Below are 26,583 nucleotides of genomic sequence, written 5' to 3' on the forward strand. Positions count from 1 at the left end.
TCAGCGCGCCAGTCCCGCCTCGTGGGCAATCTCCAGGGGCGGGCGGCTGAGGTCGCTGGCGCTCTGCGTGGTGGCGGCGACACGGGCCTTCAGCCATTGGCTGAAGGCCTTCACCACTGCACGTTCGGCCTTCACCGGGTCGGTCACCAGGTAGTAGCCACGGCTGGACTGGATGGTGATATCGAACGGACGCACCAGCAGGCCGCGGGCCAGCGCATCGCCGCTGAGCAGGTTGTCGCCGATGGCCACGCCCTGGGCGGCGATGCACGCGGCGATGGTGCAGGGCGCATCGGCGAACAGCACGCCGGAGCGGTGATCGATGGCGCTCGCGCCCACCGCGCCGAGCCACAGGCGCCAATCGGCGAAATCATTCATGTGCAGCAGCGTGTAGTGGGCCAGGTCAGCCGGCTGCTGCAGGCCGCCGCGCGAGTGGATCAGGCGCGGGCTGCAGACCGGGAAGAAGTGCAGCGCCACCAGCTGCTCCACCGTCTGGTTCGGCCAGTCGCCGTTGCCGTAGGCGATGAACAGGTCGGCGTCGCTGGCGCTGGTGTCCTGCGGCACGCGCGGCGTCACCACGTGCAACTGCACCTGCGGGTACTGCGCGAGAAAGTCGCCCAGGTGCTGGCACAGCCAGTAGGTGGCGAAGCCGGGGTTGCAGCTCACGCACAATGGGCCGCTGACCTGCTGCTCGTCGAAGCTGCTGCCGGCCAGTTGCACCTCCGCGAGGATGCGCCGCACGTCGCGGGCATACCTTTCCCCCCGATAGGTCAGGCGAATGCCGCGCCCGGTGCGCTCGGTGAGGGCGAAGCCGAGGCGCTCCTCCAGCGTGGCGATGCGGTGGCTGACCGCGCTGCGGGTGAGGTTCAGCTCCGTTGCGGCGGCAGAAACGCTGCCCAGCCGGGCCACGGCATCCAGCGCCCGCAGGGCGGTCATCGAGGGAAAGTGCATGGGGCGCTCGCTGCTCAATTGGTGAAACTAACCGGACATGGGGTGGCGAAATCCTGCGCTTGTTGCAAATTTCGCTTCACCAATACTAGGCCACACGACAACAACAACAGGCAACGATGAGGAAGCCGCCATGTCGAAATTCAAGGCCTACGTCCAGCAGTGGATCGACGAGCACCGCCAGCAATTGTCCGACTGGCACCAGGTGATCTGGCATTTCGCCGAGCCGGCGTTCCGCGAGTACAAGTCCTGCGCCTGGTACGTGGAGCTGCTGCGCCAGGAAGGCTTCACGGTGGAAGAGGGTAGCGGCGGCATGCCCACTGCCTTCGTCGCCACCTTCAGCAATGGCGACGGCAGCAATGGAGACGGGCCGGTCCTCGCCACCTACGCCGAATACGACGCGGTGCCCGGTAACTGCCAGGCAGCGGCGACCAAGCCGATGCCGCGCGAGGGCCTGTCGAAGTACGCGCCGGGGCACACCGACCCGCACTCAGCGCTGGGCATCAGCGCCCTGGGCGGCGTGCTGGCGGCCAAGGCGGCGATGCTGGAATTCGGCATCGCCGGCACCATCAAGTTCTTCGGCGAACCGGCGGAAAAGCTGCGCGCCTCCAAGCCGGTGCACGCCGCCAAGGGCTACTACGACGACCTCGACGCCGCCGTCAGCTTCCACCCCACCTACATGCTGCCGCTGAACAACACCACCACCTGGGACACCCACTGTGGCATCGCCTACTCGTACATCTACACCTTCACCTGCGAAGACCCGCAGAACTGGATCGCCGCCGACCGCTACAGCCCGATTCCGCAGAACCACCTGGCCGCCCGTGCCCCCGGCGCCAACGATGCGCTGGTGCACTTCTACACCCTGAACGAGAGCCTGCGCCGCTCGACGCTGCCGTTCACCGGGCTGTGGAGCTTCAACGAAGCCATCCTCACCGCCGGGCAAGCCACCGCCGACAACCTGCCGCCGCACATCTCGCAGATCCAGTACCTGCTGCGCTGCGACTCCATCGAGCAGGCCGAGACCATCTCCACGGTGATGGACAACAACGCCGCCGCCGCGGCCATGGCCACCGGCTGCCAGTGGAAGAAAACCTGGGTCTGCAAATCCCGTGGCGGGCTGGCCAACCACGCGCTGGCCCAGGCCTGCTACGACAACCTCGCCGCCATCGGCGCGCCGAGCTGGGGCGAACAGGCCATCGCCGTGGCGCGGGAAATTCAGGTGAACCTCGGCCTGGAGCCCATGGACGAACCCTTCCTGCCGGCCACCCAGGCGCTGATCGAGCCCCAGGAATGCGAACGGCAGATGCGCCTGCAGATGCCAGCGTGGCAGAAGTACCTGACCTCCGACGACTACCCCGAATACACCTGGCACTGCCCGACCGTGCGCCTCTACGTGGCCCGGCCGATGCTCAGCGCGCCCGCCGGCTTCACCTATCCGGACTGGGTTTCCAACGCCCTGGGCGGTATCCGCGAGACCATCGACCCGATGATCGACGTGGCCTCGAAAACCATCGGCAGCACCCTGATCGAGCTGTTCACCGATGCCGACCTGCTGGCCGAGGCGACCCGCGAGTTCAACCAGCGCACCGGCGGCGGAATCGGCGGCGAACAGTGGCAGGCGCCGCTGCTGCCCAAGGACTTCAAGGTCCCGCACCGCTTCCGCTGGCCGGAGTACATCCGCACCGTGCGCGGCGAGGAGTGGTGGATTCCGGCGCGGGAAGACGAGTGACCCCAAGCCCCGAAGCCAACCGGGAAATGCGGACGTAGGATGGGTGGAGCCTGCGATACCCATGCTGTATCGCAGGCACGGGTCGATGGGTATCGCTGCGCTCCACCCATCCTACTTTTGCGCTTCCGTATGCATCGGCGTGGTTTGTTGAGTGCGTTTGGGCCGGCGCACCAGCGCAGCAAGGGCAGATAGAAGCGGGCTTGCGCGCGAACTGCACGGCAGACGATTCACTGCGAACCAACGATTTCCGCGCAGGGCTACAGCAGCAGATACCCCTGCGGCGCCTTGAATCTTGGCGGGTCGGCGATGAACTTCAGGCGCTCCGGCTTCCACCACCCCGGCAGCAACTTGCGCACCGCCGGCTGGCTGAAGCGGTCGTCGAGCAGATAGATCACCCCGGAGTCGGTGGGTGTGCGGATCACCCGGCCGGCGGCCTGGACGACCTTCTGCAGGCCGGGGAACAGGTAGGTGTAGTCGTAGCCGTCGCCGAACATCCCCTGCATGCGCTGCTTGATCTCCTCGTTGACCTCGTTCACCTGCGGCAGGCCCAGCGTGGCGATGAAGGCGCCGATGAGACGGTCGCCCGGCAGGTCGATGCCCTCGCCGAAGGCGCCGCCGAGTACGGCGAAGCCGATGCCGCGCGAGCCGGTGGTGAAGCGGTCGAGGAAGGCCTGGCGTTCCAGTTCGTTCATGCTGCGCGACTGCGCCCAGTGCGGGATGTCCGGGTGCTCGGCAGTGAAGCGCTCCAGCGCCTGTTGCAGGTAGGCGTAGCTGCTGAAGAAGGCCAGGTAGTTGCCGGGTCGCGCGCGGAACTGGCGGGCCATCAGCGTGCTGATCGGCGTGAGGCTGGCCTCGCGGTGCTGGTAGCGGGTGGACAGGTTGCTCAGCGCATGGACTTCCAGCTGTTCGGCGTGGAAGGGCGACTCGACCTCTCGCCAGCCGGTGTCTTCGGGCAGGCCGAGCAGGTCGGCGTAGTAGTGCGCCGGGGTCAGGGTGGCGGAGAACAGCGTGGTGCTGTGGGCCACCTTGAAACGCTCGGCGAGGAAGGGCGCCGGCACCACGTTGCGCAGGCACAGGGTCGAGAGCACGCGACGCGCGCTGACGTCGTGGCGGGTGATGTCGAACAGCGAGTGCGGCCCGTAGGCCTCGGCCAGCCGGCAGAACAGCATGGCGTCGAGGTAGAAGTGCAGCAGCTCGGCCTCGTTGCCGGTGGGCTGGTCGGTGAGGTGGTCGGTGATGGCGCTGACGGCCTTCTGCAGCGCGGCGATGAACAGGTCGGGGATGGTCGGGTAGATCTGGTAATCCACGTCCTGGTCCTGGTGCAGCTGGTTCCAGTGCCGGCCGACGCGCTCCAGCGCGCTTTTCAGCTTGGCCGGGGCAACCTTGCGCAGGGCGTTGAATTCTTCCTGGTCCAGCTCTGCGCTGTACATGCCGCGGCCGCGCTCGATGAGGTTGTGCGCCTCGTCCACCAGCAGGGTGACCTTCCAGTCGTTGAGCACGGTGAGGCCGTAGAGCAGGGCGGTCATGTCGAAGTAGTAGTTGTAGTCGCCCACCACCACGTCGGACCAGCGGCACAGTTCCTGGCTCAGGTAATAGGGGCAGACCTGGTGCTCCAGCGCCACCTGGCGCACCGCTTCCTGAGTCAGCCAGCACTGCTGGAGCGCGGCCTCGCGGGCGGCGGGCAGGCGGTCGTAGAAACCCTTGGCCAGCGGGCAGGATTCACCGTGGCAGGATTTGTCCGGGTGTTCGCAGGCCTTGTCACGGGCGACGTGCTCCAGCACCCGCAGCGGCTGGGCGGCCTCCTGCTGGCGCAGGGTCGCCAGGGCGTCCAGGGCCAGGCGCCGGCCGGGGGTCTTGGCGGTGAGGAAGAACAGCCGGTCCAGCTGCTGACCGGGGAAGGCCTTGAGCTGCGGGAACAGCGTGCCGAGGGTCTTGCCGATGCCGGTGGTGGCCTGGGCCATCAGCGTCTGGCCGTCGCGGGCGGCGCGGTACACCGACTCGGCGAGCGTGCGCTGGCCCTGGCGGAAGTCGGCGTAGGGGAAGCGCAGCGCCTCCAGCCCCTGGTCGCGTTCGACGCGGTGGGCGCTTTCCTGCTCGGCCCATTGCACGAAGCGCTGGCACTGCAGCTCGAAGAAGGCGCGCAGGTCGGCGGCGGCGAAGCGCTCACGGAACTCGGTTTCCTTCTGGGTGATGACGTTGAAGTAGACGACGGCGAGATCGATGGCGTCGATCTCCAGGGTCTGGCACAGCAGCCAGCCGTACACCTTCACCTGCGCCCAGTGCAGCAGCCGGTGGTTCTGCGGGATGCGCGCAACGTCGCCGCGGTGGGTCTTGATCTCTTCCAGCAGGTTTTCGCTGGGGTCGTAGCCGTCGGCGCGGCCGCTGACCACCAGCCCCGGATATTCGCCGCGCAACGGCAGTTCGGCGATGTAGCCCAGGCCCCGGCGGGAGACCACCGTGGCGTGCCCGGCCATGCCTTCCTGCGCCGTCGGTGCGGGGGTAAAGCGCAGGTCGAGGTCACCTTCCTTGGCGGTGAATTCGCACAGCGCGCGCACGGCGATGGCGTAGCTCATTCGGCCTCGTCCGCCTCGCCCTGCCAGCGCACGTAGCAGACTTCCACTGGCATGCCGTGCTCGGCGCAGAAGGCCAGCCAGCGCTTCTGGTTGTCCTGCAGGCGGTCGCCGGGGCCTTTCACCTCGATCATCCGGTAGCGCGCCTCGGTGGGCCAGAACTGGATCAGGTCGGGCATGCCGGCGCGGTTGGCCCTGGGGTCGGCCAGCAGACGTTCGAACCACAGCTTCAGGTGCGCTGCCGGCAGGCAGTGCAGGGCCTGCTCCAGCAGGTTTTCGTCGAGCAGCTCCCAGTGCACGAAGGGCGACAGGATGCCGGACTTGGCGGCCCAGGTTTCGCGGATCGCCGTCAGGTAGGCATCGCTGTCGAGCAACGCCAGGCGTGCGGCGAAGGCGTCCGCGCGGCGGCTGACGAAGTCGCTGCGGTTGAGGTCGCTGGGCCCGGCCTGGAAAGGGTGGAAGAAGGCGCCGGGCAGCGGAGCGAAGATCACTTCCCAGCAGAGCAGGCCGAACAGGCTGCAGATCAGCGTGTTCTCCACGTAGTGCACCGGCGCTTGGTCCTGGTGAAGCACGGCCCGCACGGCGAACTCGACATTGACGTCCGGGCGCGGCAGCTCCAGGTCGATGCGCAGCGGTGGCGCGGGCTTGGCGGCTTTCTCCTTCGGCAGGCCGAGCTGGCGGACCAGCCGGGTCAGCGCGCGCTCCACCAGCTGCAGCTCGCCGTCGCTTTCCGGCGCGGCCAGGGCGGCTTGCACCAGCGCGTGGGCTTCCTCGAAGCGTTGCAGGCGCTCCAGCACGCGAATCTGCCGCTGCCGCGAGCCTCCGGTGGCGGTGCGCTGGTACAGCGCCAGGGCGGCGTCCAGCTCGCCTTCGCGCTCCAATTGGTAGGCCATGCGGTACAGCAGGCGGCCGTGGCGGGCTTGCAGGTAGCTGTTGTCGCTGTGGAAATCGCCCAGCTCGGCCAGCAGTTCGGCGATGGGTTCGCCGGTTTCGAAACGCACTGCGCCATTCCACAGGTGGATGTAGGCCTCCAGGTCGTCGCGGCGGCGGAAGGCTCGGGAGTCGGCGGTGAAGGGGACGGTTTCGTAACGGAAGATGCCGAGGTCGGCGAGGACGAACTCGGACCAGTCCTGCTGCAGGTTGCCGAAGAACAGCAGGCGCAGGCGGTCGCACAGCGGCGTTGCCATCAGGGTGTAGAGCTGGTCGAGGTCCGGGTACCAGCCGGCGAAGGGCTGCACCTGCTCGTGGTAGGCGTGCAGGTGCTCGTACAGCTCGGCTTTCTTCAGCGCGCCGCGCGACAGGTCAGTGCGGAAGCGTGCGAGCAGTTCGTCCTTGAGCAGCAATGGCAGCAGATCTTCCAGGGCCAGTGGGTAGGTGTCGTCCAGCCAGCCCAGTGCCAGCAGCGGCGCGGCGGCGCTGGGGATGTCGCCGATCTCCGCGTAGCTCAGCTTGCCGGCGCGAAAGTGCGGCCCCTTGCGCATCACCAGCCGCACCAGCAGCGCCCGCGACGGCTGCGGCAGCGCGCGGAAATCGGCGATGAACCGGGCTTCCTCGGCGTCGAGCAGGTCGGCGTAGCGTTCGTCGATCCAGTCGAGGGCGCGGTGGAAGTTGGTCAGGTAGTAGAGGCTGGGATCGAGCGGCGCGGACATCGGCGGGCACTGGTTTTACATACAGTGGCAAGGATGGCGTGATGGGGGCCTGGCCGCAAGGGTTAGTGCGGCCTTTCATCGGGAGAGATGGGGCTTTTCTGTAGGAGCGAGCTTGCTCGCGAACGCATTGCACCGGCTGGTCCGGCGTGAAGCGGGGTTCGCGAGCAGGCTCGCTCCTACAGGGGACGCCGGGTTTGCGTTAGGGCGGCGGATAACGCGGTAGGCGTTATCCGCCCTACGACTGGTTCAGTCGGAGCGCTCGTTCGTAGGGCGGATAAGCGTTTACGGTTATCCGCCGTCCGATGCCATTGCGATGTGAGGTCGGGGATCAATCCAGGCGGAACACCAGCGCCTTGAGGCCGCTGTCTTCCTCGATATCGGCGAACTCCGGCGGGTTTTCCAGGCGTTCGATGAAGCGCAGCTGCGGCGCCTCGGCGGCCATGCCCTGGAGGAGGAAGTCGACGCCGATGCCGGGGTCGTTGACGCAGGCCAGCACGGTGCCGGCGCCGTCCAGCAGTTCCGGCAGGCGCCGCAGGACGCGGGCGTAGTCCTTGTCGAGGACGAAGCTGCCTTTCTGGAAGCTCGGCGGGTCGATGATGATCAGGTCGTAGGGGCCGGATTTCTTCACCTTGCCCCAGGACTTGAACAGGTCGTGGTCGAGGAAGCTCACCTTCGACAGGTCGTGGCCGTTCAGGCGGTGGTTGTCGCGGCCGCGGCTGAGTGCGGCGCGGGCCATGTCGAGGTTGACCACCTTCTGCGCACCGCCGGCCATCGCTGCCACGGAGAAGCCGCAGGTGTAGGCGAACAGGTTGAGCACGCGCAGGCCTGCGGAGTTGGCCTGCACCCACTGGCGGCCGTAGCGCATGTCGAGGAACAGGCCGTTGTTCTGCTTGCGGCCCAGGTCCAGTTGGTAGCGCAGGCCGTGTTCGCTGATCTGCCAGCCGTCGAACGCTTCGCCGTGGATCACTTCCATGGTGCTTTCCAGGGTGTAGCGGTGCTGCAGCATCAGGCAGCGGGCGCCGGTGGCGCGCCAGATGTCGCCCTGCGCCAGTTCCACCAGCATCGCCCGCAGCGCGCTCAGCCCGTCTTCGCCCGGCTCGCGGAACAGCGACACCAGCAGCACGCCTTCAAGCCAGTCGGCGGTGACCTGCTCCAGCCCCGGCCAGCGGCGGCCGCGGCCGTGGAACAGGCGGCGGGTTTCCGCGGGGGCGGGGTTCAGCGCGGCGAGCAGTTGCTCGCGCAGGGTGGCGATGGCTTCGGTGTTCATCTTGGCGGTCTTTCTGATTCAGGCGATTGGGGCAAATCGGGGCGGCGATTCTACGCGCTCAGGCGCCATGGCGCTGCACCTGGAGTTTTTCCTCCGGGCGCGGGGCGACGAAGTAGCGGTTCAGCGCCTCGTAGCCGGCCGGGTCCAGCGGCGCCGCCAGTGGGGCGACGGCGTGGCGCGCCAGCAGGCGGCTGCGGCAGGTGGCCGGGTCGATATCGAGAAAATGCAGGCAGTGCGCCGCGCCGGCCTGTTGCGCCAGGTCGATCAGCCAGCGGCGGTCGGCCAGGGTGTTGGCGGGGATGTCCAGCACCACGCTGGTGCCGGCGCGCAGCAGGCCGACCACGTGCGGGCCCATGACCTTGCGCACGCGGCGGGCGTAGAGCTGGTAGTCGTCGGGGTTGCTGATGCCCCAGGGGAACAGCTCGGCAAGCCATTGTTCCTCGGCCAGCATCACCGTGCCCGGCGCCTCGGCCAGTTCGCGGGCCAGGCGGGATTTGCCCGACGCCGCCTTGCCGCACAGCAGGTGCAGCGTGCCTGTCTGGGTGCTCATGGGGTTGCCTCCAGCAGGTCGGTGCCATAGGAATTGTCGACCGCGCAAAGCCAGGTGCCATCGGCGTCACGGCGGAACACGTAGGTGGCGCGGCGACTCAGCTTGCCGTGGCTGGTGTCGAGAAGGGTCTGCGCGACCACCAGGGCGGTGTCGCCGGTCTCGAGGATTTCCAGGTGGCCCTGGCGCACCCGCAGGTTGTGGCCGAAGTACTCGGCGATGGCGACGAAGGCCTGGCGGATCTGCGCCTTGCCGCGCGCCAGCAGGCCGGGCTTGACCACCAGCACGGCGTCGTCGCTGTAGAAACCGAGCAGCGCGTCGAAATCCTCGCGGCCGATGGCTTCGTCGGCGGCCTGGATGAGCGCCTGCAGGGGATGCTGCAATTCGTGGGGTTCTGCTTGGAAAGCCTGGTCCATCAGTGTCTCCTCGATCGGGAGCCTCGGACGGCGGGCATTAAAAAACCCGCCGGGAGGCGGGTTTGGTTGTTCGCGGAATGCGCTAACCCACCATCGGAGCGATGGTGGTAATAATCTGCTGGAAGGTGCGGTTGGCGGCATTCATGGGGTCAGAAGCTATCAGAAGATTCATACGTCGCGCCAGTGCTCTTTTTTTGCTGGCGGCGTGGCATGATCGCGCCGCGCCACGGTCCAAACGTCGTGCGTCAGCCCATGCCTTTCTCCTCGCTGTAGCGGAGCCTTCCATGCCTTCCCCGAATCCGACTCGCTTCCTGCGCGCCCTGGCGCTGCTCGCCGGGTTGGCTGCGTTCGTCGATACACAGGCGGCGACCTGCCCGCAGGGGCAGCGCCAGGTGTGCCTGGACAGCTGCGTGTGCCTGCCGGACCTGGGCAGCGTGCTCGGCCCGGTGCTCGCCGACACCCGCAAGGCTGCCGCCCAGGCGCTCGGCGTCTGGCTGCAGCAATCCCGCGACCAGGCGGAGCAGGGCGGCACCCAGCCGATCCCGCTGGAGATCCGCGCGCAGCTGCAGCCGTACTTCTCCGATGACGTGCTGATGGCCGCGCGTTATTCCACTGGTGCGCTGGACGAGCTGAACGCCGCCCAGGCGATGATGCAGAACCCCGACACCGAGGCCGTCACCCTGGTGGACGTGATTGTCTTCCGCCGCGAGGAAGACGCGCAGAAGGACGTCGCCCTCTGGGCCCACGAGCTGTGGCACGTGAAGCAGTACCAGGAGTGGGGCGTGCAGGGTTTCGCCACGCGTTACACCGACAACTTCGACGCCGTCGAAGCGCCGGCCTACGAGATGCAGCGGCGGGTCGCCAAGGACCTGCGCGATGGCAAGGTTGCCGCGCCGAGCCCCAGTACCAGCCCCTGACCCTCAGCGACTGGCGCTGGCCTCCGGCGCCGGCGTGCCGCCGCCGAGGGCCTTGCACAGGGCGATCAGCGTCAGGCGCAGCTGGGTATCGCTGTCCACCACGTCACGGCGCGATTGCAGGTAGGCGCGCTGGGCGTCCAGTTCCACCAGGAAGTCGGTCATGCCGCCGGCATAGCGCGCCTTGGCCATGCCGTAGGCGGCGTCGCTGCTGTGCAGTTTTTCCTGCAGGCGCTGATTGCGCTGGCGCTCGGCGCCATAGTCGTTCAGCGCATCGTCCACTTCCTGCCAGGCCTTGAGCACGGTCTGCTGGTAGGACACTGCCGCCTCCTGCTGTTCCAGCTTGCGCAGGTTGATCTGCGAGCGTCGCCGGCCGTTATCGAAGATCGGCAGCGACAGGCTCGGGCCGACGCTCCAGGTGCGGCTGCCCCAGTCGCTGAACTTGCCGTCGTCGGCCGATTCATAGCCGAACTTGGCGCCCAGGCGGATCGACGGGTAAAGGTCGGCCACGGCCACGCCGATGTTGGCGGTGGCGGCGTGCAGTTGGGCTTCGGCGGCGCGGATGTCCGGCCGGCGGCGGGCCACTTCCGAGGGCAGGCCGAGGCTCAGGTCCGGCGTTTGCGGGGCGCCTTGGGCAACGGGTCTGAGATCATCGCGCAGGCTGCCCGGCTCGGCGCCGATCAGCACCCCGATCTGGTTGATCGCCGCGCTTTCGCTGGCGTGCAACTGCGGCAGGCTGGAGCGCAGCTCGGCAAGCTGGCCGCGCTGGCGTTCGACATCGAAGTCGTCCACCAGCCCGCCGTCGGCGCGCACCTGGATCAGTTGCAGGGATTCCTCGGTGGCGCTGATGTCCTGGTTGGCCACGGCGATCTGCTGCTGTACGCCGCGCAGCTCGAAGTAGGCGCGGGCCAGTTCGGCCGAGACGCCCAGGCGGGTTTCCTCGAACATCGCCTGCTGCGCCGCCACGCTGGCGTCGGCGGCTTCCACTGAGCGGCGGATGCGGCCCCACAGGTCGGGCTCCCAGGAGGCATCGAAACCGGCCTGGTAGAGGGTGAAGGGCTCGGCCAGCACCTTGCTGATCTGGTCGCTGTCACCGCCGGGGGCGATGCGCTGGATCATCAGCGCGTTGGCGCCGTTCTCGCTCATGCGCTGACGGGTCACGCCGCCGGAGGCGTTGACGTCCACGCTGCGCTGGGCCGCCACCATCTGTCGCTGCATGCGGCTCTGGGCGAAGCGCAGCACGGCGCTCTGCAGGTCAGGGCTGGCCTTGTCGGCGCGGCGTTGCAGGTTGTTCAGCACCGGGTCGTTGAACAGCGTCCACCAGTCTTCGCCGAGGCGGACCTCCCCCTGCGCCGGATGCAGCTGCGCATCGCCGGCATGCGCGGCCTGCCAGCTGGCCGGCGCCTGGGTCTGCGGCGCTTCGTAGTCGGGCCCCACGGCGCAGCCGGCGAGGCCGGTGCCGAGCAGGGCGAGGGAGACGAGGCGGGATGTGCGGTTCATCGATGGCACCTTTTCAGAATTGCACCTTTTCAGATTCGCTGGGCGCTAGTCATCGGACGAGCCCTCGAAACGTCGCGCGACATAGCCCATCAGCAGACCGCCGAAAATGCCGATCAAGCCGCAGGCCAGGCCCATGGAACGGTTGGTCACCATGCCGACGTTCTTCACGTGGGTCGGCAGGCCGAGCAGGCCGATGAAGAACAGCATCGCCAGCGACAGGGCGATCAGGTAGATGCCGCCGGCGCGCCAGGAGTTGCTGGGGATGCCCTTGCGGCGGCAGTACAGGTAGCCCAGCCAGAACGGCAGGGCGAGCTGGGTGACGGCGAAGACGATGAACTGGCTGGTTTCGCTCATGGCGGGGGCTTCTTCCTTGGTTGCTGCTGCGTGTTCCGGGGCAGGATATTGCATCGCCTGGCCATCTCCAGTGATCGACTACGCAAGCCGGTGGCGGAACAGCCACGAGGCCAGCGGCAGGGTGACGCCGGCCACCACCAGCATGGGGATCAGGTTGTGGCCGACATCGGCCAGGGTGGCGCCTTCGAGGTAGACACGCTGGATCAGGTCGATGCCGAAGCGCAGCGGGTTGGCGTAGGTCACCATCTGCAGGAACTCGGGCATGTTGCGCACCGGCGTGGCGAGGCCGGAGAGCAGCGTCAGCGGCATGATCAGCACGAAGGTATAGAGCATCGCCTGCTGCATGTTCAGCGACACCGCGCTGATCGACATGCCCAGCCCGACGCAGGCGATGGTGAACACCGTCAGCCCGCCGTAGAGGTTGAGCAGCGAGCCGGCCATGGGTATTCGGAACCAGAACAGCGCCATCAGCAGCACCAGGGTGGCCTGCAGCATGCCGATCAGCAGGGGCGGGATGGCCTTGCCGAGCATGATTTCCAGCGGCGTGTAGGGCGTCACCAGCAACTGGTCGAACGTGCCCTGTTCGCGTTCGCGTGCCACCGAGAGCGCGGTGAGCATCAGCGTCTGCATCATGCTCAGGGTGGCGATCAGCGCCGGGATCAACGGCCAGCGGGTCTCCAGGTTGGGGTTGTACCAGGAGCGGCTGACCACGCTGATGGGCGCCGCGGCCAGGCCCTGTTCCTGGTTGAACTGCTGCACCACCACGGCCAGCCCGGCGGCGGCGGATCCGGCGGTGTTGGAGTTGCGTCCGTCGAGGATGACCTGGATCGGCGCCGGATCACCCTGGGCCAGGCGGGTCTGGAAGTCCGAGGGGATGTGGATCACCAGCAGCGCTTTCTGCTCGTCGATCACCGTCTGGATTTCCTCCACGCGGGTCAGTGTCGCCACCCGGTGGAAGATGCCGCTGCCGTCCAGGCGCGAGGCGAGCTGGGTGGAGGATTCGCTGTGGCTGAGGTCGAGGATGGCGTAGGGCGCGTCGTTGAGGTCGAAGGTCACCGCGTAGCCGAACAGCACGCTCTGCATCAGCACCGGCGCCACCAGCACGATGCGGTTGGCCGGGTCCTTGAGGATTACCAGCAGTTCCTTGCGCCACAGATTGAGGATGCGCCAGAGAAATTCCATGGAAGTCAGTCCAGCCGTTTGCGCGTCACCAGCCGCGCCAGGCCCAGCAGGGCGATGGCGTAGGCGGCGAGGATGGCGCAGTTCTTGAGGATCATCGGCCAGAAGTCACCGGCCAGGAACAGCGATTTCACCAGTTCCATGAAGTAGGTCGCCGGCAGCAGGTTGCCGATCACGCGGATGGCGGTGGGCACGTTGCGCAGGTCGAAGATGAAGCCCGAGAGCATCATCGCCGGCAGGAAACTGGCGAGCAGGGCGATCTGGCTGGCGAGGAACTGGTTCTTGGTCACCGCCGAGATCAGCAGGCCGATGCCCAGCGCCACCAGCATGTAGAGCATGGAGGCGATGACCAGCACGAAGAACGAGCCGTAGATCGGCACATGGAACAGGAAGCGTGCGGCGAGCAGGCACAGGGCCAGGCCGATCATGCCGATGCCGAAGCAGGGGATGATCTTCGCCAGGAGGATTTCCACCGGCCGCACCGGCGTGACGAACAGCGCCTCCAGCGTGCCGCGCTCCCACTCGCGGGCCATCACCAGGGCGGTGAGGAAGGCGCCGACCAGGGTCATGATCAGCACGATCAGCCCCGGCACCAGGTACCAGGTGCTGGTGTTGGCGGCGTTGAACCACATGCGCTGGACGATGGTGACCGCACCACCTTGGCTTGATGAGCTGGCACTACGGTCGGCCTGCTTCTCGGCGTAGCCGGCCAGGGCGCTGCTGACATAGGTGGAGACGCTGGCGGCTCGGGTGGCGTCCGAGCCCTGCACCAGCACCTGGGTCTGCGCGTGGCCGTCGTTGAGGTTGCGGGTGAAATCGGATGGGAACTGCACCACGGCATCCACCTCGCGGGCGCGCATCAGCCTCTCGCCCTCGGCGAAGGAGCGCACCAGGTGCGGCTCCAGGTACTCGGTGCGGCTGATCCCGGCGGCCACGTCGCGGGCCACGGGGGACGGGTCGTCGAGGACGATGGCGACGATGGCGCGCTTGACGTCCAGCGACAGGCCATAGCCGAAGATCAGGATCAGCGCGATGGGCAGGCCGATGCCGATCAGCAGGTTGCTGCGGTCGCGCACCAGCTGCCGCACTTCCTTGCGGGTCAGCGAGGCGAGGCGTCGCCAGAAGCCGCCGGCGCTCATGCGGCGCCTGCCTTGGCCTGATGGCGGTTGCTTTCAACGATTTCGATGAAGGCCTGCTCCATGTTCAGCGTGCTGCCCTTGCCGCCGGCCTGCTCGCGGACTTCCTGCGGGGTGCCCATGGCCAGCAGCTTGCCGGCGTCCTGGATGACGATGCGGTCGCAGTACTCGGCCTCTTCCATGAAATGGGTGGTGATGATGATGGTGGTGCCGGCAGCCGCCAGCGCCGTGATGCGTTGCCAGAAGCCGCGGCGGGCGAGGGGATCGGCGCCGCTGGTGGGTTCGTCGAGGAAGAGGATTTCCGGCTCGTGCAGCAGGCCGACGGCCATCGCCAGGCGCTGCTTGAAGCCGCCGGGCAACTGGCCGCTGGGAGAGTCTTCCTGGCCGCTGAGGTCGAACTGGCGGGACACCGCGTCCATCCGCTGGCTCAGGCGCTTGCCGCCCAGGCCATAGGCGCCGCCGAAGAAGCGCAGGTTCTCGGCCACCGAAAGGTTGCCGTAGAGGGAGAACCTCTGCGACACGTAGCCGACCTTGCGCCGCGCCTGGGCCCGCGCGTGGCGCAGGTTGACCCCGGCCACCTGCAGCGTGCCGCTGGTGGCCGGCAGCAGCCCGCAGAGCATGCGGAAGGTGGTGGTCTTGCCGGCGCCGTTGGGCCCGAGCAGGCCGAAGATTTCCCCGCGGCGCACGCTGAAGCTGGTACTGGCGACAGCGGTGAAGTCGCCGAACTTGCGCACCAGGTCCTTCACTTCGATCACCGCTTCGTTGCTGTCGTCGTGACGGTGCGTACCGGCTTTCAGGGATTCCATGTCGACCGCCTCGGCATCGCTGCGGGCGCGCAGGAGGAACATGAAACCGTCTTCCAGGCGTGCGTCTACCTGGCGTACCGGTGCCCCGTCCAACATCTGGTCTAGCTTGCCCTGGTCCGCGTCCGGCTGGCGGATGAAGCGCACCTCGCCGGACTGTGGCACCGCGTCGACGATGTTCTGGTGGTCGTCCAGCAGCCGCGCCTGCAGGGTGCGCGCGGGCTGGTCGGCGGGCGGAGTGGCGATGAAGCAGAGGTTGTCGGCATGCTCGCGGATCGATGCCGGGTCGCCCTTGGCCATCAGTTGGCCCTGGTGCAGCAGGAAGACTTCGGCGCAGCGCTCGGCCTCGTCCATGTAGGAGGTGGAGACCAGCACGCTGAGCTGCTCCTGCTCGATCAGCTGCTGGATGATCTCCCACAGTTCGCGGCGCGACAGCGGGTCGACGCCGACGGTGGGCTCGTCGAGCAGCAGCAGGTCCGGCGAGCGCACCAGGGTGCAGGCCAGGCCGAGCTTCTGCTTCATGCCGCCGGAGAGCTTGCCCGCCAGGCGCTCGGTGAAGCGCGCCAGGTCGGTCATCTCCAGCAGGCGCTGGTAGCGCTCCTGGCGCTGCTGGTGCGGGACGCCGTGGAGGTCGGCGTAGAGGTCGAGGTTCTCCTGCACACTCAGGTCCTCGTAGAGGCCGAAGCGTTGTGGCATGTAGCTGATGCGGTCCTGCACCTGCTGCGGGTGGGCGTGGACGTCCACGTCGAGGACCGTGAGGGTGCCGGCGTCGGCCTGCAGCAGCCCCGCGACCAGGCGCAGGAAGGTGGTCTTGCCGGCACCGTCCGGGCCGACCAGCGCGGTGAGCTGGCCGCGCGGGATGTCCAGGCTGATGTCCTTGAGCGCCTGTACGGTCTTACCCGACTCCTTGACCAGGAACTGCTTGGCCAGACCTTCGGCACGGATTACCGGAGCCTCGGCCATCAGCGCGGCTCGTCGGCGAAGCGCACCGTGGCCGGCATGCCCAGGCGCAGGCGGTTGTCCGGGTCGGCTACCAGCACGCGCACTTCGTAGACGAGGCTGGTGCGCAGCTCCTCGGTCTGCACCGACTTGGGCGTGAATTCGGCCACCGAGGAGATGAAGCCGACGTGGCCGTCGATAGCCTGGTCCGGGTGGCTGTCGGTGAACACCTGGGCCTTCATGCCCGGCTTGATGCGGCCCAGGTTGGTTTCGCTGACGTAGGCGCGAATCCATTTCGGGTCGGTCAGCGCCAGGGAGTACACCGGGCGCTGCGGCGAGGCCATGTCGCCGGGTTCCAGCAGGCGCGAGCGCACGGTGGCATTCTGCGGCGCCTTGAGGTCGGCTTCGTCGAGGTTGTGCTGCAGCAGCGCCACGTCGGCGCGGGCGGCGGTGAGCTGGGCCTCGGCCTGGGCGATGTCTTCCACGCGCGGGCCGATCTGCGCCAGGCGCAGGGACTTCTGCCGGTCTTCCAGCTCGGCCTGGGCGACCTTCTGCTGCGAGGTGGCGCTGTCGATGTCCTGCTGGCTGACGGCGCGCCCGCCCGGGCTATTGGCGCGGATGCTTTGCAGGCGGCGCAGCTGGGTATTGGCGAGGTCGAGCTGGGCGCGGGCGGCCTTGTCTTGTGCTTTGGCGCGGTCGATGTCCTCGGGGCGCGAGCCGTTCTTCAGGCGCAGCAGGTTCTGCTCCTGGGCGGCGATCTGCGCCTGGGCCTTGTCGATCTGCAGGCGCAGCGTGCGGGTGTCGAGGCTGGCGAGCACGTCGCCGGCCTTCACCACGTCGCCTTCCTCGACATTCATCTTCGCGATGCGCTCGCTGCCGATGAAGGCCAGCGACACCTGGCGGATGTCCACGTTGCCGTAGAGCACCAGGCGTTTGTCATCGTTTTCGCGGGACTGCAGGTACCACCACAGTCCGCCCCCGAGCAGCAGCGCAACCAGCGCTACCAGCAACAGCTTCTTCGGCATGAGCCCATCCCTGATTCGTGACAGCCCGGTGAAGGATAGACAGTTACGCGCCAGGTACGAGGATCTGGGTCAAGGGTGGGGTGCTCTGGCCGGACGCTTCCATGCCGGCAGTGACCGTTCGGCGGATGCGAATGGCCTGCAATTCAACTTGCCGGAGGGGCCGTCTATACAGAATTCAGTAGCCGTCCCACGCAGCGCAGTTCCGACCTTTCGGGCGACGGCTGGAGGCCCTTGCGGGTGCTCCGGTCAGCAGCCCATCACCGTCGGGGTCGATCATGTCCAGACTGCGCCTGCCGTTTGCCGCGTTGTGCCCGCTCGCCGTGCTTCCCCTGGGGGCGTCCTTCGCCGCGCCCCTGCAACCCCCGCCGGAATTCAGCTACGACGCCAACGGCACCACCACGGCAACCCTCACCGCCGAGCGCCGCGAGGTGGCGGTGGGCGATGCGCGCTACGACACCCTGGTGTTCAACGGTAATTACGACGCGCCGCTGTTGCGCCTGAAGCCCGGCGGGACCCTGGCCCTGCGCCTGGACAACCGCATGGACGACATCACCAACCTGCATTTCCACGGCATGACCGTTTCGCCGCTGGACGAGGGCGACAGCATCTTCCGCGAGACCCGCCCGCACCAGGTCGGCGTCTACAACATCAAGCTGCCGGCGGATCACAGCCCCGGCGCCTACTGGTACCACAGCCACTTCCATGGCGGCGCGCAGTACCAGGTGTCCGCGGGGATCGCCGGGCCGATCATCGTCGACGGCATGCTCGATCCCTTCCCGGAACTCAAGGGCATCCGCGAGCGCGTGCTGGTGCTGCGCAACTTCCAGAAGACCGTGACCGGGCGCAACGCCACCGAAGTGATCACCAGCGCGCCGTCGATCCGCACCATCAATGGCCAGGCCGAGCCGACCATCGACATCCGCCCCGGCGAGACCCAGCTCTGGCATTTCCTCAACATCGCCGCCAACCAGTACTTCCGCATTTCCATCGACGGGCAGTCGATGCAGGTGCTGTCCCGCGATGGCAACACCGTGACCCGGCGGGTCGATGCCAAGGAGGTGCTGATCGGCCCGTCGGCACGCTTCAGCGTATTGGTGGTGGGGCCGCCAGCCGGGCGCCATGACGTGACCATGGGCGCCGCGAATACCGGGCCGGCAGGGGACACCTATCCGGCCGCACGCCTGGCGATCCTCGAATCCTCCGGTGTGCCGGTGGCGACGAAGCAGATCACCAGCGCCTATCCCCCGGCCGAGGATTTCCGCCAGGAGAAGGTCGCCAAGGTGCGCCAGTTCGCCTTCCAGGATTCGGATAGCGATGACAACACCTTCCTCATCAACGGCACGCGCTTCGATGCCGGCAAGGTCAACACCACGGTGAAGCTGGGAGACCTGGAGGAGTGGCGGCTGTACAACCCGTCCCAGGAACTGCACCAGTTCCATATCCACCAGGTGGACTTCCAGGTCACCGAAATCAATGGCAGGCCGGTGCGCTTCAGCGGCTACCGGGACAATGTCTACATCCCGGCCACCGGCTCGATCACCCTGCGCATCCCGTTCCGCGATCCGGTGATCCTCGGCAAGTTCGTCTACCACTGCCACATCCTCGAACACGAGGACGGCGGCATGATGCAGGCGATCCAGGTGGTACGCCCGGAGGACTACGAGCAGGCGGTCAAGCTCGAACCCCTGGGCGGCATCTACGGCGACAACCAGATGTGCGCCTATCTGCGAAACACCGGGCGGGAGGCTGACAAGGCCAACCCGCTGGCCAAGTGACGGGGGCGCCGCCATGACTTCCAATCGCCTGACCCTGCCGATCCTCGGAGCGCTGCTTGCCGCTCCCGCCGTCCACGCCGACGACGGCCAGTACCCCAACGTCGGCCTGGATTACGACGCTACCTTCCAGTACGACTACACGCGCGCCGACCACTCGCAGCCCGGCGGACGGGAGACGCTGGACGGCTACCCGGACATCAACAGCACCTTCTACTTCCGCTTCAGCCGCGACGCGCAGATTCGCTTCTCCACCGAGATCAATCCGATCGAACCGCCCAACAACGGCGAGAAGCGCTTCTTCGAAGACGTCGGCATGGTCATCAACGAGCTGAACTACTACCAGCAGTTCGACAAGCAGGCATTCGTCGTCGGCAAGTACCACGTGCCCATCGGCCGCGCCATGGACCAGGCGCCGGGGCTCTATACCAGTGATTTCGTCGACACCTACGACATGGATGGCATGCTCGGCGGCACCTATTCGTACCGCTTCTTCAGTCAGAGTCTGGGCAACATCGAGCCGAACCTGAGCCTCTACAGCGCCGACAACTCCTACCTGGGGCGGCCGTACTTCCGCCATGGCGAGATGCTCAAGAAGAGCGACGGTGGCCCGGCCAATACCGGCAAGCTCGACTCCTACGCGTTGATGGTGAACTGGCTGGCGATCCCGGCGATTCCCTACCTCGAACTGCAGGCCGGCTATGCGCGCAGCCGCGAGGGCGATGAGGTGACGGGGCAGGGCACGCCGGACGACGAGATCATCCGCCTGGCCTCGGCTCGCTACATCTGGGCCTTCCACGGCAACACCCTAGGGCCGACCCTGGGCGAGAAGTACATGGACCTGGTGCCCTTCATCGAATACGCCGACGTGGACAACGAGGATGCCATCCAGGGCAACGACACCAAGTACCTGACCACCGCGCTGACCTTCGACTGGGGGCTGTGGGCCTTCGGCCTGACCCGCACCAACAAGAGCTACCGGCTGAGCGATACCCCGGACGACTACCTCAACGAGTTCAGCGTGGTCTACAACATCACCGGGCAGCTCAAGCTCGACGTCTCCGCCGGCACGCAGAAGCAGCAGGGCGAGAACTCCAACATCGTCGGCCTGGCGCTGACCTATTCGGGAGGTTATTGAGCATGCGGCTGTGGCTGATCGGCCTGGCGCTGTGCGCCGCTTTGAGCGTCGCGGCGACGCGCAGCGATGTCGGCGGGCCATTCAGCCTGACCGACCAGGACGGCCGGCGCGTCACCCAGCAGGATTACGCAGGGCGCCCGGCGCTGCTCTATTTCGGCTTCACCTCCTGCCCGGACATCTGCCCGACGGACCTGGCAAAGATGGCGCGTATCGCCCGCGCGGTGGAGCAGGAAAAGGGCATCAAGCCGCGGCCGATCTTCGTCACCCTCGACCCCGAGCGCGACACGCCGCAGCAGCTCAAGGGCTATGTCGGGCACTTCGATCCGGAGTTCGTCGGCCTCACCGGCACGCCGCAGCAGATAGTCGCGATCACCGACGAGTACCACGTCTTCTACAAGAAGGTGCCCTACGGTGACAAACCCGGCGACTACACCGTGGACCATTCCACCATCCTCTTCCTGCTGGACAGGGACGGCGGCTATCTCGATCACTTCGGGCGGGGGTTGCCGGAGGACGAGATCATCCGTCGGATCAACTCCCGCCTGACGCCCTGACCTGCTGTCGTAGGGCGCATAACGCCTACGGCGTTATCCGCCGCCCGCCGCAGGCACGGCCCCCTGTAGGAGCGAGCTTGCTCGCGAACCTCGCTTCACGCCGAGCCACCAGTGCATTGCAATCGCGAGCAAGGACTGGACGTTCCCCTCAGTCCTACGAAGAGCTGCTTTAGCGCAGCAGGATGCAAAACGGCGGATAACCGCGAACGGTTATTCGCCCTACGAACTGTGGCCGATTGCCGTGGGGCTGGGGCTGTTCGCGAGCAAGCTCGCTCCTACGAAAAGCAGGCACAGATGCCGGGGCGCTCTGCGCGGAGCTGACCTGTAGGAGCGAGCTTGCTCGTGAACGCTCTTGCCGCCGATACCGCGACGGCGGATAACGCTGGCGCGTTATGCGCCCTACGGTTGGGATCGGTCTGCGATACCCCGAAAAGCCGCATCAACGCCGCGGGATCGACTGCACCTGCGGCTGTATCTGCTGCTGCGGGATGCGCCCGTAGCCCATCTGGCCGTCATTCATCGGCGGCGGTGGCGGGGCGTCGTCGTGGCTGCCGCAGGAGGAGCCGCCGAGCAGCACGGCCAGCGCGCCAATGAGCAGCAGGAAAGTGGTTTTTCGCATGACGCTCGCTCCCCGGTAAGTCGTCCTTTCAGTGAAAGCGAAAACCCGCCCGCGAGCCGATCGGCCTGACGAATGGGGGGCGCCGGCAGTTGCCCGCGGGGTGTCCTGGCCATTGCTCGAAACCTCAACAATCGGGCGTTTCGACGATCGTGCAGATTGCCATGGCTCGACCATACTCAGGCGACTCGCTCCGGCGTCGTGCTCGGGGGAACAAGGAGGGCGGGATGCTTGACTATGTAGCATTGGGGATACTGATTTTCGCGGCGGTGGTGCTGTTCTACGGGATCATCGTGCTGCACGACATCCCCTACGAGATCGCGGTACACCGCAAACACCCCCACCAGGACGCGATCCACGCGGCCGGCTGGGTCAGCCTTTTCACCCTGCATGCGCTGTGGCCGTTCCTGTGGATCTGGGCCATGTTGTACCGCGAGGATCGCGGCTGGGGTTTCCACCACGGCAAGACGCCGGCACAGGAGGCCGAATACCTCGAACAGCAACTGGCGGAGCTACGCCGGCGCCTGGAGGTGCTGGAAGGCCGCAGCCCGGCTATGGCAACGACTACGGCTGCCGCGCCACCGCCGGCACCGGCAAACACACAACCGGGCGGGGAGGGCTGAGCCATGGACCTGTTGCTGATCCTCACCTACACCGCCTTCTGCGTCGCCATCTTCAAGATCTTCCGCATCCCGCTGAACAAGTGGACGGTGCCCACCGCCGTGCTCGGCGGCATCGTGCTGATCGGCACGCTGATCTTCCTGATGAACTACAACCACCCGTATTCCGAGGTGGCGCGTTCCTACTACGTCACCACCCCGGTAATCCCGGTGGTCACCGGCCAGGTCATCGAGGTGCCGGTGCAGGGTAACGAGATGATCGAGAAAGGGACGGTGCTGTTCCGCATCGATCCGAAACCCTTCCAGCTCAAGCTGGATTCGCTCAAGGCGCAGCTGGTGTCGGCGCGCGCCGACCAGGGTCGCGCCCGCGAACTGGCGCTGCGCAATGTCGGCAACAAGCGCGACGTCGACCTGACCACCGCCCGCGTCGATGACCTCAATGCGCAGCTGGCGCTGGCCCAGTTCAACCTGGACAACACCGTGGTGCGCGCGCCCTCGCGCGGCTTCGTCAGCCACGTATCGCTGCGTCCGGGGATGATGGCCAGCCGCTTGCCGCTGCGCCCGTCGATGGTCTTCGTGCCGGATGAAGGGCCGTACTTCACTGCCTGGATGCGGCAGAACAGCCAGCTGCGCCTGACCACCGGCGACGAGGCCGAAGTCGCCTTCGACGGCATTCCCGGCAAGGTGTTTTCCGGCACCGTGGACAAGGTCCTGCCAGTGATCGGCGAGGGTCAGGTGCAGCCCTCCGGCACCCTGATCAGCTATACCGGCTCGCCGCCGCCGGGGCGCGTCCCGGTGGTGATCAAGATCACCGATCCGGACTACGCCCAGTACGCTGACCTCATGCCCGGCGGGGCTTACGGCCAGGCAGCGCTGTACAGCGAGCACTTCCACCACGTGGCGATCATGCGCAAGATCCTCCTGCGCATGGCGGCCTGGATGAACTACATCTTCCCGTTCCACTGATCCTGAGCTTGGCGGCGCCCCGCGAGGGGCGCCTGCGCGCGGGCGCTCGTCCGGGCGCGAAACAACACGGGGGAGGGGATAACGCAGTCTCCTGCCGTGCAACCTGGCGACATCGATATCCCAACCGGAGAACCCTATGAAGGTCACTGTCGCGTTGTTGTCCCTGCTGTTGTTGCCGTTACTGCAAGGCTGCGCGGAAAAGCAGGTGCAGCCGGAGGAGTACTCCGGCTTCCTGTATGACTACTCGCGCCTTACCGAACAGGAAAACGCCTCGGGTACCAAGGTCCTGGCGTGGATTGATCCCAAGCTCAACCTGATGAACTATCGCAGCATCGTCATCGAACGCTCGCAGTTCTACCCGACGCCGCAACCCACCGCGCAGCTCTCGCAGCAGACCATGACGCAGATTACCGAGTACTACGACAAGGCCCTGCGCCGCGAGCTGGGCCAGGTGCTGCAGGTGGTCGACAAGCCTGGCCCCGGCACCCTGGTGCTGCGCCCGGCGATCACCGCGGTGAGCAGCCACACGCAGTCGCTCAAGCCCTATGAAGTGATCCCCATCGCCCTGATCGCCGCCGGCGTCAGCACCGCCACCGGCATCCGCGACCAGGACACCCAGATCGGCACCGAAGCGGCCATTCTCGACGGCCCGTCCAGCCGCGTGGTCGCCCAGGTGGTGCGCAAGGGCACCGGGCATGCGCTGGAGAACGACAGCCAGGCCATGGCCGCCAGCGACTTCAAGGGCGTGCTCGACGGCTGGGCCCGCGACATGCGCATGACCTACAGCAAGCTGCGCGAACTCAAGTAAACCCTTCCCCAGACGCGGCGCTCGGCCGGGCGCCGCGTCGTCCTGTCATGAAATGAAAAGCCCCTGTCGCACCATGTGAAGCCGCCTGCCGGCCCCCTGCCTATTGTCCGCTCAAAGGGCGCTTGCCCGCTCCAAACGGAGCGCCCACGACAACAAGACAACTGGAGACTCCGGCATGGCCAAGGCCGTTCGCTTCTATGAAACAGGGGGCCCCGAAGTCCTGCGCTACGAGGACGTGGAGGTCGGCGAGCCCGGCCCGGGGCAGGTACGCATCCGCCATGTGGCGGTGGGCCTGAACTACGCGGACACCTATTTCCGCAATGGCACCTACGCCGTCCCGCTGCCCAGCGGCATGGGCGTGGAAGCCGCCGGCGTGGTAGTGGCGGTGGGCGAGGGCGTGAGCAACGTCGTGCCCGGCGACCGCGTCACCTACACCGGCTTCATCAACACCCTCGGCGCCTACAGCACCGAGCGCCTGGTGCCGGCGGCGCCGCTGATCCGCCTGCCGGAGAACATCGCCTTCGAGACCGCCGCCGCCATGACCATGCGCGGCCTGACCTCGGCCTACCTGCTGCGGCGCATCCACGACTTCAAGCCGGGTCAGAGCATCCTCCTGCACGCTGCTGCCGGCGGTGTCGGGCTGATCGTCGCGCAGTGGGCCAAGCTGCTCGGCCTGAGCGTGATCGGCACCGTTTCCAGCGACGCCAAGGCCGAGATCGCCTTCGCCCACGGCTGCGAGCACGTCATCAACTACAGCCAGGAAGGTGTCGCCGAGCGCGTGCGCGAACTGACCGATGGCCGTGGCGTGGACGTGGTCTTCGACAGCGTCGGCAAGGACACCTTCATGACCTCCCTGGAGTCGCTCAAGCGCCGTGGCCTGATGGTCTGCGTCGGCACCGCGTCGGGCCCGATCCCGCCGTTCGATCCGGTGCTGCTGGCGATGAAGGGCTCGATCTTCCTCACTCGCCCGGCCCTGGCCGACTACATCGCCGACCCGGCGGAAAAGGCCGCGCTGCTGGACGAGCTGTTCACCCACGTGGGCAACGGCGACATCCGCATCGAGATCAACCAGCACTACGCGCTGGCGGATGCCGTGCAGGCCCACCGCGACCTCGAGTCGCGCAAGACCACCGGCTCGTCGATCTTCGTCATCTGAGGGCGCCGCCATGCACGTAGAACGTCTGACCTGCAGCATCGGCGCCGAAATCTCCGGGGTGAACCTGGGCGACGCCTCCCGCGATGAAGGCCTGTTCGCCGAGCTGCGCGAGCTGCTGCTCAAGCACAAGGTGCTGTTCCTGCGCGACCAGGACATCACCCGCGCCGAGCACGTGGCCTTCGCCCGTCGCTTCGGCGAGCTGGAAGACCACCCGGTGGCCGGCAGCGACCCGGAGCATCCGGGCCTGGTGCGCATCTACAAGACCCCGGACCTGCCCAACGACCGCTACGAGAACGCCTGGCACACAGACGCCACCTGGCGCGAGGTGCCGCCCCTGGGCTGCGTCCTGCGCTGCGTGGAGTGCCCGCCGGTAGGTGGCGACACCATGTGGGCGAACATGGCCCTGGCCTACGACATGCTCCCGCCAGAGATCAAGGAGCGCATCGCCAAGCTGCGCGCGCGCCACAGCATCGAGGCCAGCTTCGGCGCGGCCATGCCCATCGAGAAGCGCCTGGCATTGAAGTCCATGTACCCCGACGCCGAGCACCCGGTGGTGCGCACCCACCCGGAAACCGGCGAGAAGGTGCTGTTCGTCAACGCCTTCACCACCCACTTCAGCAACTACCACACGCCGCAGAACGTGCGCTTCGGCCAGGACGCCAACCCCGGCGCGGCGGACCTGCTGCGCTACCTGGTGAGCCAGGTGTACATCCCCGAATTCCAGGTGCGCTGGCGCTGGAAGAAGAACGATGTGGCGATCTGGGACAACCGCTGTACCCAGCACTACGCGGTGATGGACTACCCGCCCTGCGTGCGCCGCATGGAACGCGCCGGAATCATCGGCGACAAGCCGTTCTGAGCCCCTGAAAAGATTTCTGACAAGAACAATTACGGAGACCGACATGCAATTCTTCGACGATTCGCTGCACCCCGAGAACCAGGACAAGGTGGTCATCACCACCGCTCCCTACGGCCCTGAGTGGATGCCCGAGGACTTCCCCGAAGACATCCCGGTGACCATGGACGAGCAGGTGCAGAAGGCCGTTGACTGCTACGAGGCCGGCGCCACCGTGCTCCACCTGCACGTCCGCGAGCTGGACGGCAAGGGCTCCAAGCGCCTGTCCAAGTTCAACGAGCTGATCGCCGGCGTGCGCGAAGCCGTGCCGGACATGATCATCCAGGTCGGCGGCTCGATCTCCTTCGCCCCGGAAAGCGACGGCGAAGCAGCCAAGTGGCTGTCCGACGACACCCGTCACATGCTCGCCGAGCTGACCCCCAAGCCCGACCAGGTGACGGTGGCGATCAACACCACCCAGATGAACATCATGGAGCTGCTCTACCCGGAGTACCTCAAGGGCACCTCCCTGGAGAACCCGCTGTACCAGGCGGCCTACAGCGAGATGACCGTACCGGCCGGCCCGGCCTGGGTCGAGGAGCACCTCAAGCGCCTGCAGGCTGCCGGCATCCAGCCACACTTCCAGCTCACCGGCATGCATGCCCTGGAAACCCTCGAGCGCCTGGTGCGCAAGGGTGTCTACAAGGGCCCGCTGAACCTGACCTGGATCGGTATCGGCGGCGGCTTCGACGGCCCCAACCCGTTCAACTTCATGAATTTCGTGCACCGCGCACCGGATGGCGCCACCGTCACCGCCGAGTCGCTGCTCAAGAACGTCCTGCCGTTCAACATGATGGCGATGGCCATGGGGCTGCACCCGCGTTGCGGCATCGAGGACACCATCATCGGCCAGCACGGCCAGCGCATGACTTCGGTGGAGCAGATCCAGCAGTGCGTCCGCGTCGCCCATGAACTGGGCCGCGAGGTCGCCAGCGGCAAGGAAGCGCGCGCCATCTACAAGATCGGCGTGCAGTACGACAGCGTCGAGGAAACCCTGCGCATGAACGGCATGGCGCCCAACCGCCAGCCGGGCCAGAAGTCCGTCCCGCTTCGCGCGTGACAGGCTCCGGCGCGGGTTCTGC

24 protein-coding genes are annotated in these 26,583 nt (G+C 66.9%); 11 read left to right on the forward strand and 13 right to left on the reverse strand.

The genetic code is table 11. The annotated features are described in order from the left end of the window. Positions 1–948, reverse strand: coding sequence for a LysR substrate-binding domain-containing protein (locus tag QO207_RS20120; RefSeq protein WP_301534085.1), 948 nt, complete (start codon positions 946–948; stop codon positions 1–3). 130 nt (positions 949–1,078) lie between these two features. On the opposite strand from QO207_RS20120, the gene QO207_RS20125 reads away from it, so the two are divergent. After that, complete coding sequence (locus tag QO207_RS20125) at positions 1,079–2,677, forward strand: amidohydrolase (protein ID WP_301534086.1); 1,599 nt, start codon at positions 1,079–1,081, stop codon at positions 2,675–2,677. A 257-nt stretch (positions 2,678–2,934) separates the two neighbouring features. On the opposite strand, the gene QO207_RS20130 is transcribed toward QO207_RS20125, so the two are convergent. The 5 genes from QO207_RS20130 to QO207_RS20150 all read right to left on the reverse strand — a co-directional run bounded on the left by QO207_RS20130 (position 2,935) and on the right by QO207_RS20150 (position 9,093). Next, positions 2,935–5,250, reverse strand: coding sequence for an ATP-dependent DNA helicase (locus QO207_RS20130; protein WP_301534087.1), 2,316 nt, complete (start codon positions 5,248–5,250; stop codon positions 2,935–2,937). Beyond that, complete coding sequence (locus QO207_RS20135) at positions 5,247–6,896, reverse strand: VRR-NUC domain-containing protein (RefSeq protein WP_301534088.1); 1,650 nt, start codon at positions 6,894–6,896, stop codon at positions 5,247–5,249. Before QO207_RS20135 ends, QO207_RS20130 begins: the two co-directional genes overlap by 4 nt. Before the next feature lie 328 nt (positions 6,897–7,224). Further along, positions 7,225–8,163 (reverse strand): class I SAM-dependent methyltransferase, encoded by a 939-nt coding sequence (locus QO207_RS20140; protein ID WP_301534089.1) that lies wholly within the window; start codon positions 8,161–8,163, stop codon positions 7,225–7,227. 58 nt (positions 8,164–8,221) lie between these two features. Next, complete coding sequence (locus tag QO207_RS20145) at positions 8,222–8,713, reverse strand: ATP-binding protein (protein WP_301534090.1); 492 nt, start codon at positions 8,711–8,713, stop codon at positions 8,222–8,224. Beyond that, positions 8,710–9,093 carry a nuclear transport factor 2 family protein gene (locus QO207_RS20150; RefSeq protein WP_301534113.1) on the reverse strand — a complete coding sequence of 128 codons (384 nt, stop codon included), beginning with the start codon at positions 9,091–9,093 and terminating at the stop codon, positions 8,710–8,712. The genes QO207_RS20145 and QO207_RS20150 overlap by 4 nt, the downstream gene beginning before the upstream one ends. 317 nt (positions 9,094–9,410) lie before the next feature. Here QO207_RS20150 and QO207_RS20155 point away from each other — a divergent pair, with 317 nt between their 5' ends. Beyond that, a complete protein-coding gene (locus QO207_RS20155) occupies positions 9,411–10,043 on the forward strand; it encodes a DUF4157 domain-containing protein (RefSeq protein ID WP_301534091.1) in 633 nt (210 codons plus the stop codon). Positions 10,044–10,046: 3 nt separating this feature from the next. On the opposite strand, the gene QO207_RS20160 is transcribed toward QO207_RS20155, so the two are convergent. The 6 genes from QO207_RS20160 to QO207_RS20185 all read right to left on the reverse strand — a co-directional run bounded on the left by QO207_RS20160 (position 10,047) and on the right by QO207_RS20185 (position 16,976). After that, positions 10,047–11,540: an efflux transporter outer membrane subunit gene (locus QO207_RS20160; RefSeq protein WP_301534092.1), complete on the reverse strand. Its 1,494-nt coding sequence runs from the start codon at positions 11,538–11,540 to the stop codon at positions 10,047–10,049. 45 nt (positions 11,541–11,585) lie between these two features. Next, the gene (locus tag QO207_RS20165) at positions 11,586–11,894 is read right to left on the reverse strand and encodes a hypothetical protein (RefSeq protein ID WP_301534093.1); all 309 of its coding nucleotides are present in this window, start codon (positions 11,892–11,894) and stop codon (positions 11,586–11,588) included. 78 nt (positions 11,895–11,972) lie between these two features. After that, positions 11,973–13,076 (reverse strand): ABC transporter permease, encoded by a 1,104-nt coding sequence (locus QO207_RS20170; RefSeq protein ID WP_301534094.1) that lies wholly within the window; start codon positions 13,074–13,076, stop codon positions 11,973–11,975. A 5-nt stretch (positions 13,077–13,081) separates the two neighbouring features. Then, positions 13,082–14,212, reverse strand: coding sequence for an ABC transporter permease (locus QO207_RS20175; RefSeq protein ID WP_301534095.1), 1,131 nt, complete (start codon positions 14,210–14,212; stop codon positions 13,082–13,084). Further along, positions 14,209–15,975, reverse strand: a complete 1,767-nt coding sequence (locus QO207_RS20180; RefSeq protein ID WP_301534096.1) for an ATP-binding cassette domain-containing protein — start codon at positions 15,973–15,975, stop codon at positions 14,209–14,211. Before QO207_RS20180 ends, QO207_RS20175 begins: the two co-directional genes overlap by 4 nt. Beyond that, positions 15,975–16,976, reverse strand: a complete 1,002-nt coding sequence (locus QO207_RS20185) for an HlyD family efflux transporter periplasmic adaptor subunit (RefSeq protein WP_301534097.1) — start codon at positions 16,974–16,976, stop codon at positions 15,975–15,977. The genes QO207_RS20180 and QO207_RS20185 overlap by 1 nt, the downstream gene beginning before the upstream one ends. A gap of 275 nt (positions 16,977–17,251) precedes the next feature. Between QO207_RS20185 and QO207_RS20190 the strand changes: the two genes are divergently transcribed. Genes QO207_RS20190 through QO207_RS20200 form a run of 3 tightly spaced genes read left to right on the forward strand, consistent with a single transcriptional unit; the run spans position 17,252 to position 20,440 of the window. Then, a complete protein-coding gene (locus tag QO207_RS20190; RefSeq protein WP_301534098.1) occupies positions 17,252–18,751 on the forward strand; it encodes a multicopper oxidase family protein in 1,500 nt (499 codons plus the stop codon). 13 nt (positions 18,752–18,764) lie between these two features. Continuing rightward, entirely contained in the window at positions 18,765–19,886 is a 1,122-nt protein-coding gene (locus QO207_RS20195; RefSeq protein WP_301534099.1) for a hypothetical protein, read from the forward strand. A gap of 2 nt (positions 19,887–19,888) precedes the next feature. After that, entirely contained in the window at positions 19,889–20,440 is a 552-nt protein-coding gene (locus QO207_RS20200) for an SCO family protein (RefSeq protein ID WP_301534100.1), read from the forward strand. Between the two features lie 439 nt (positions 20,441–20,879). Here the strand turns inward: QO207_RS20200 and QO207_RS20205 are convergent, their stop codons facing one another. Beyond that, positions 20,880–21,059 carry a hypothetical protein gene (locus tag QO207_RS20205; protein ID WP_301534101.1) on the reverse strand — a complete coding sequence of 60 codons (180 nt, stop codon included), beginning with the start codon at positions 21,057–21,059 and terminating at the stop codon, positions 20,880–20,882. Positions 21,060–21,283: 224 nt separating this feature from the next. Here QO207_RS20205 and QO207_RS20210 point away from each other — a divergent pair, with 224 nt between their 5' ends. From QO207_RS20210 to QO207_RS20235, 6 genes are all read left to right on the forward strand, one after another. Continuing rightward, entirely contained in the window at positions 21,284–21,679 is a 396-nt protein-coding gene (locus QO207_RS20210; RefSeq protein WP_301534102.1) for a DUF3302 domain-containing protein, read from the forward strand. 3 nt (positions 21,680–21,682) lie between these two features. Further along, a complete protein-coding gene (locus QO207_RS20215) occupies positions 21,683–22,642 on the forward strand; it encodes an HlyD family secretion protein (RefSeq protein WP_301534103.1) in 960 nt (319 codons plus the stop codon). Positions 22,643–22,778: 136 nt separating this feature from the next. Next, on the forward strand, positions 22,779–23,450 hold the full coding sequence (locus QO207_RS20220) for a DUF3313 domain-containing protein (protein WP_301534104.1): 672 nt from the start codon (positions 22,779–22,781) through the stop codon (positions 23,448–23,450). A 175-nt stretch (positions 23,451–23,625) separates the two neighbouring features. After that, a complete protein-coding gene (locus QO207_RS20225) occupies positions 23,626–24,606 on the forward strand; it encodes a quinone oxidoreductase (RefSeq protein WP_301534105.1) in 981 nt (326 codons plus the stop codon). Between the two features lie 10 nt (positions 24,607–24,616). Beyond that, on the forward strand, positions 24,617–25,465 hold the full coding sequence (locus QO207_RS20230; protein ID WP_301534106.1) for a TauD/TfdA family dioxygenase: 849 nt from the start codon (positions 24,617–24,619) through the stop codon (positions 25,463–25,465). 43 nt (positions 25,466–25,508) lie between these two features. Continuing rightward, on the forward strand, positions 25,509–26,561 hold the full coding sequence (locus QO207_RS20235) for a 3-keto-5-aminohexanoate cleavage protein (protein ID WP_081516844.1): 1,053 nt from the start codon (positions 25,509–25,511) through the stop codon (positions 26,559–26,561). Positions 26,562–26,583: the final 22 nt, after the last annotated feature.

Source organism: Pseudomonas sp. CAN1 (assembly GCF_030462585.1).
Lineage (GTDB): Bacteria > Pseudomonadota > Gammaproteobacteria > Pseudomonadales > Pseudomonadaceae > Pseudomonas.

Bases quoted from the DNA above. Each gene is read 5' to 3' on its own strand.
- QO207_RS20120 (WP_301534085.1), bottom strand. From the start codon at position 948: ATGCACTTTCCCTCGATGACCGCCCTGCGGGCGCTGGATGCCGTGGCC.
- QO207_RS20125 (WP_301534086.1), top strand. From the start codon at position 1,079: ATGTCGAAATTCAAGGCCTACGTCCAGCAGTGGATCGACGAGCACCGC.
- QO207_RS20130 (WP_301534087.1), bottom strand. From the start codon at position 5,250: ATGAGCTACGCCATCGCCGTGCGCGCGCTGTGCGAATTCACCGCCAAG.
- QO207_RS20135 (WP_301534088.1), bottom strand. From the start codon at position 6,896: ATGTCCGCGCCGCTCGATCCCAGCCTCTACTACCTGACCAACTTCCAC.
- QO207_RS20140 (WP_301534089.1), bottom strand. From the start codon at position 8,163: ATGAACACCGAAGCCATCGCCACCCTGCGCGAGCAACTGCTCGCCGCG.
- QO207_RS20145 (WP_301534090.1), bottom strand. From the start codon at position 8,713: ATGAGCACCCAGACAGGCACGCTGCACCTGCTGTGCGGCAAGGCGGCG.
- QO207_RS20155 (WP_301534091.1), top strand. From the start codon at position 9,411: ATGCCTTCCCCGAATCCGACTCGCTTCCTGCGCGCCCTGGCGCTGCTC.
- QO207_RS20160 (WP_301534092.1), bottom strand. From the start codon at position 11,540: ATGAACCGCACATCCCGCCTCGTCTCCCTCGCCCTGCTCGGCACCGGC.
- QO207_RS20165 (WP_301534093.1), bottom strand. From the start codon at position 11,894: ATGAGCGAAACCAGCCAGTTCATCGTCTTCGCCGTCACCCAGCTCGCC.
- QO207_RS20170 (WP_301534094.1), bottom strand. From the start codon at position 13,076: ATGGAATTTCTCTGGCGCATCCTCAATCTGTGGCGCAAGGAACTGCTG.
- QO207_RS20175 (WP_301534095.1), bottom strand. From the start codon at position 14,212: ATGAGCGCCGGCGGCTTCTGGCGACGCCTCGCCTCGCTGACCCGCAAG.
- QO207_RS20180 (WP_301534096.1), bottom strand. From the start codon at position 15,975: ATGGCCGAGGCTCCGGTAATCCGTGCCGAAGGTCTGGCCAAGCAGTTC.
- QO207_RS20185 (WP_301534097.1), bottom strand. From the start codon at position 16,976: ATGCCGAAGAAGCTGTTGCTGGTAGCGCTGGTTGCGCTGCTGCTCGGG.
- QO207_RS20190 (WP_301534098.1), top strand. From the start codon at position 17,252: ATGTCCAGACTGCGCCTGCCGTTTGCCGCGTTGTGCCCGCTCGCCGTG.
- QO207_RS20195 (WP_301534099.1), top strand. From the start codon at position 18,765: ATGACTTCCAATCGCCTGACCCTGCCGATCCTCGGAGCGCTGCTTGCC.
- QO207_RS20200 (WP_301534100.1), top strand. From the start codon at position 19,889: ATGCGGCTGTGGCTGATCGGCCTGGCGCTGTGCGCCGCTTTGAGCGTC.
- QO207_RS20205 (WP_301534101.1), bottom strand. From the start codon at position 21,059: ATGCGAAAAACCACTTTCCTGCTGCTCATTGGCGCGCTGGCCGTGCTG.
- QO207_RS20210 (WP_301534102.1), top strand. From the start codon at position 21,284: ATGCTTGACTATGTAGCATTGGGGATACTGATTTTCGCGGCGGTGGTG.
- QO207_RS20215 (WP_301534103.1), top strand. From the start codon at position 21,683: ATGGACCTGTTGCTGATCCTCACCTACACCGCCTTCTGCGTCGCCATC.
- QO207_RS20220 (WP_301534104.1), top strand. From the start codon at position 22,779: ATGAAGGTCACTGTCGCGTTGTTGTCCCTGCTGTTGTTGCCGTTACTG.
- QO207_RS20225 (WP_301534105.1), top strand. From the start codon at position 23,626: ATGGCCAAGGCCGTTCGCTTCTATGAAACAGGGGGCCCCGAAGTCCTG.
- QO207_RS20230 (WP_301534106.1), top strand. From the start codon at position 24,617: ATGCACGTAGAACGTCTGACCTGCAGCATCGGCGCCGAAATCTCCGGG.
- QO207_RS20235 (WP_081516844.1), top strand. From the start codon at position 25,509: ATGCAATTCTTCGACGATTCGCTGCACCCCGAGAACCAGGACAAGGTG.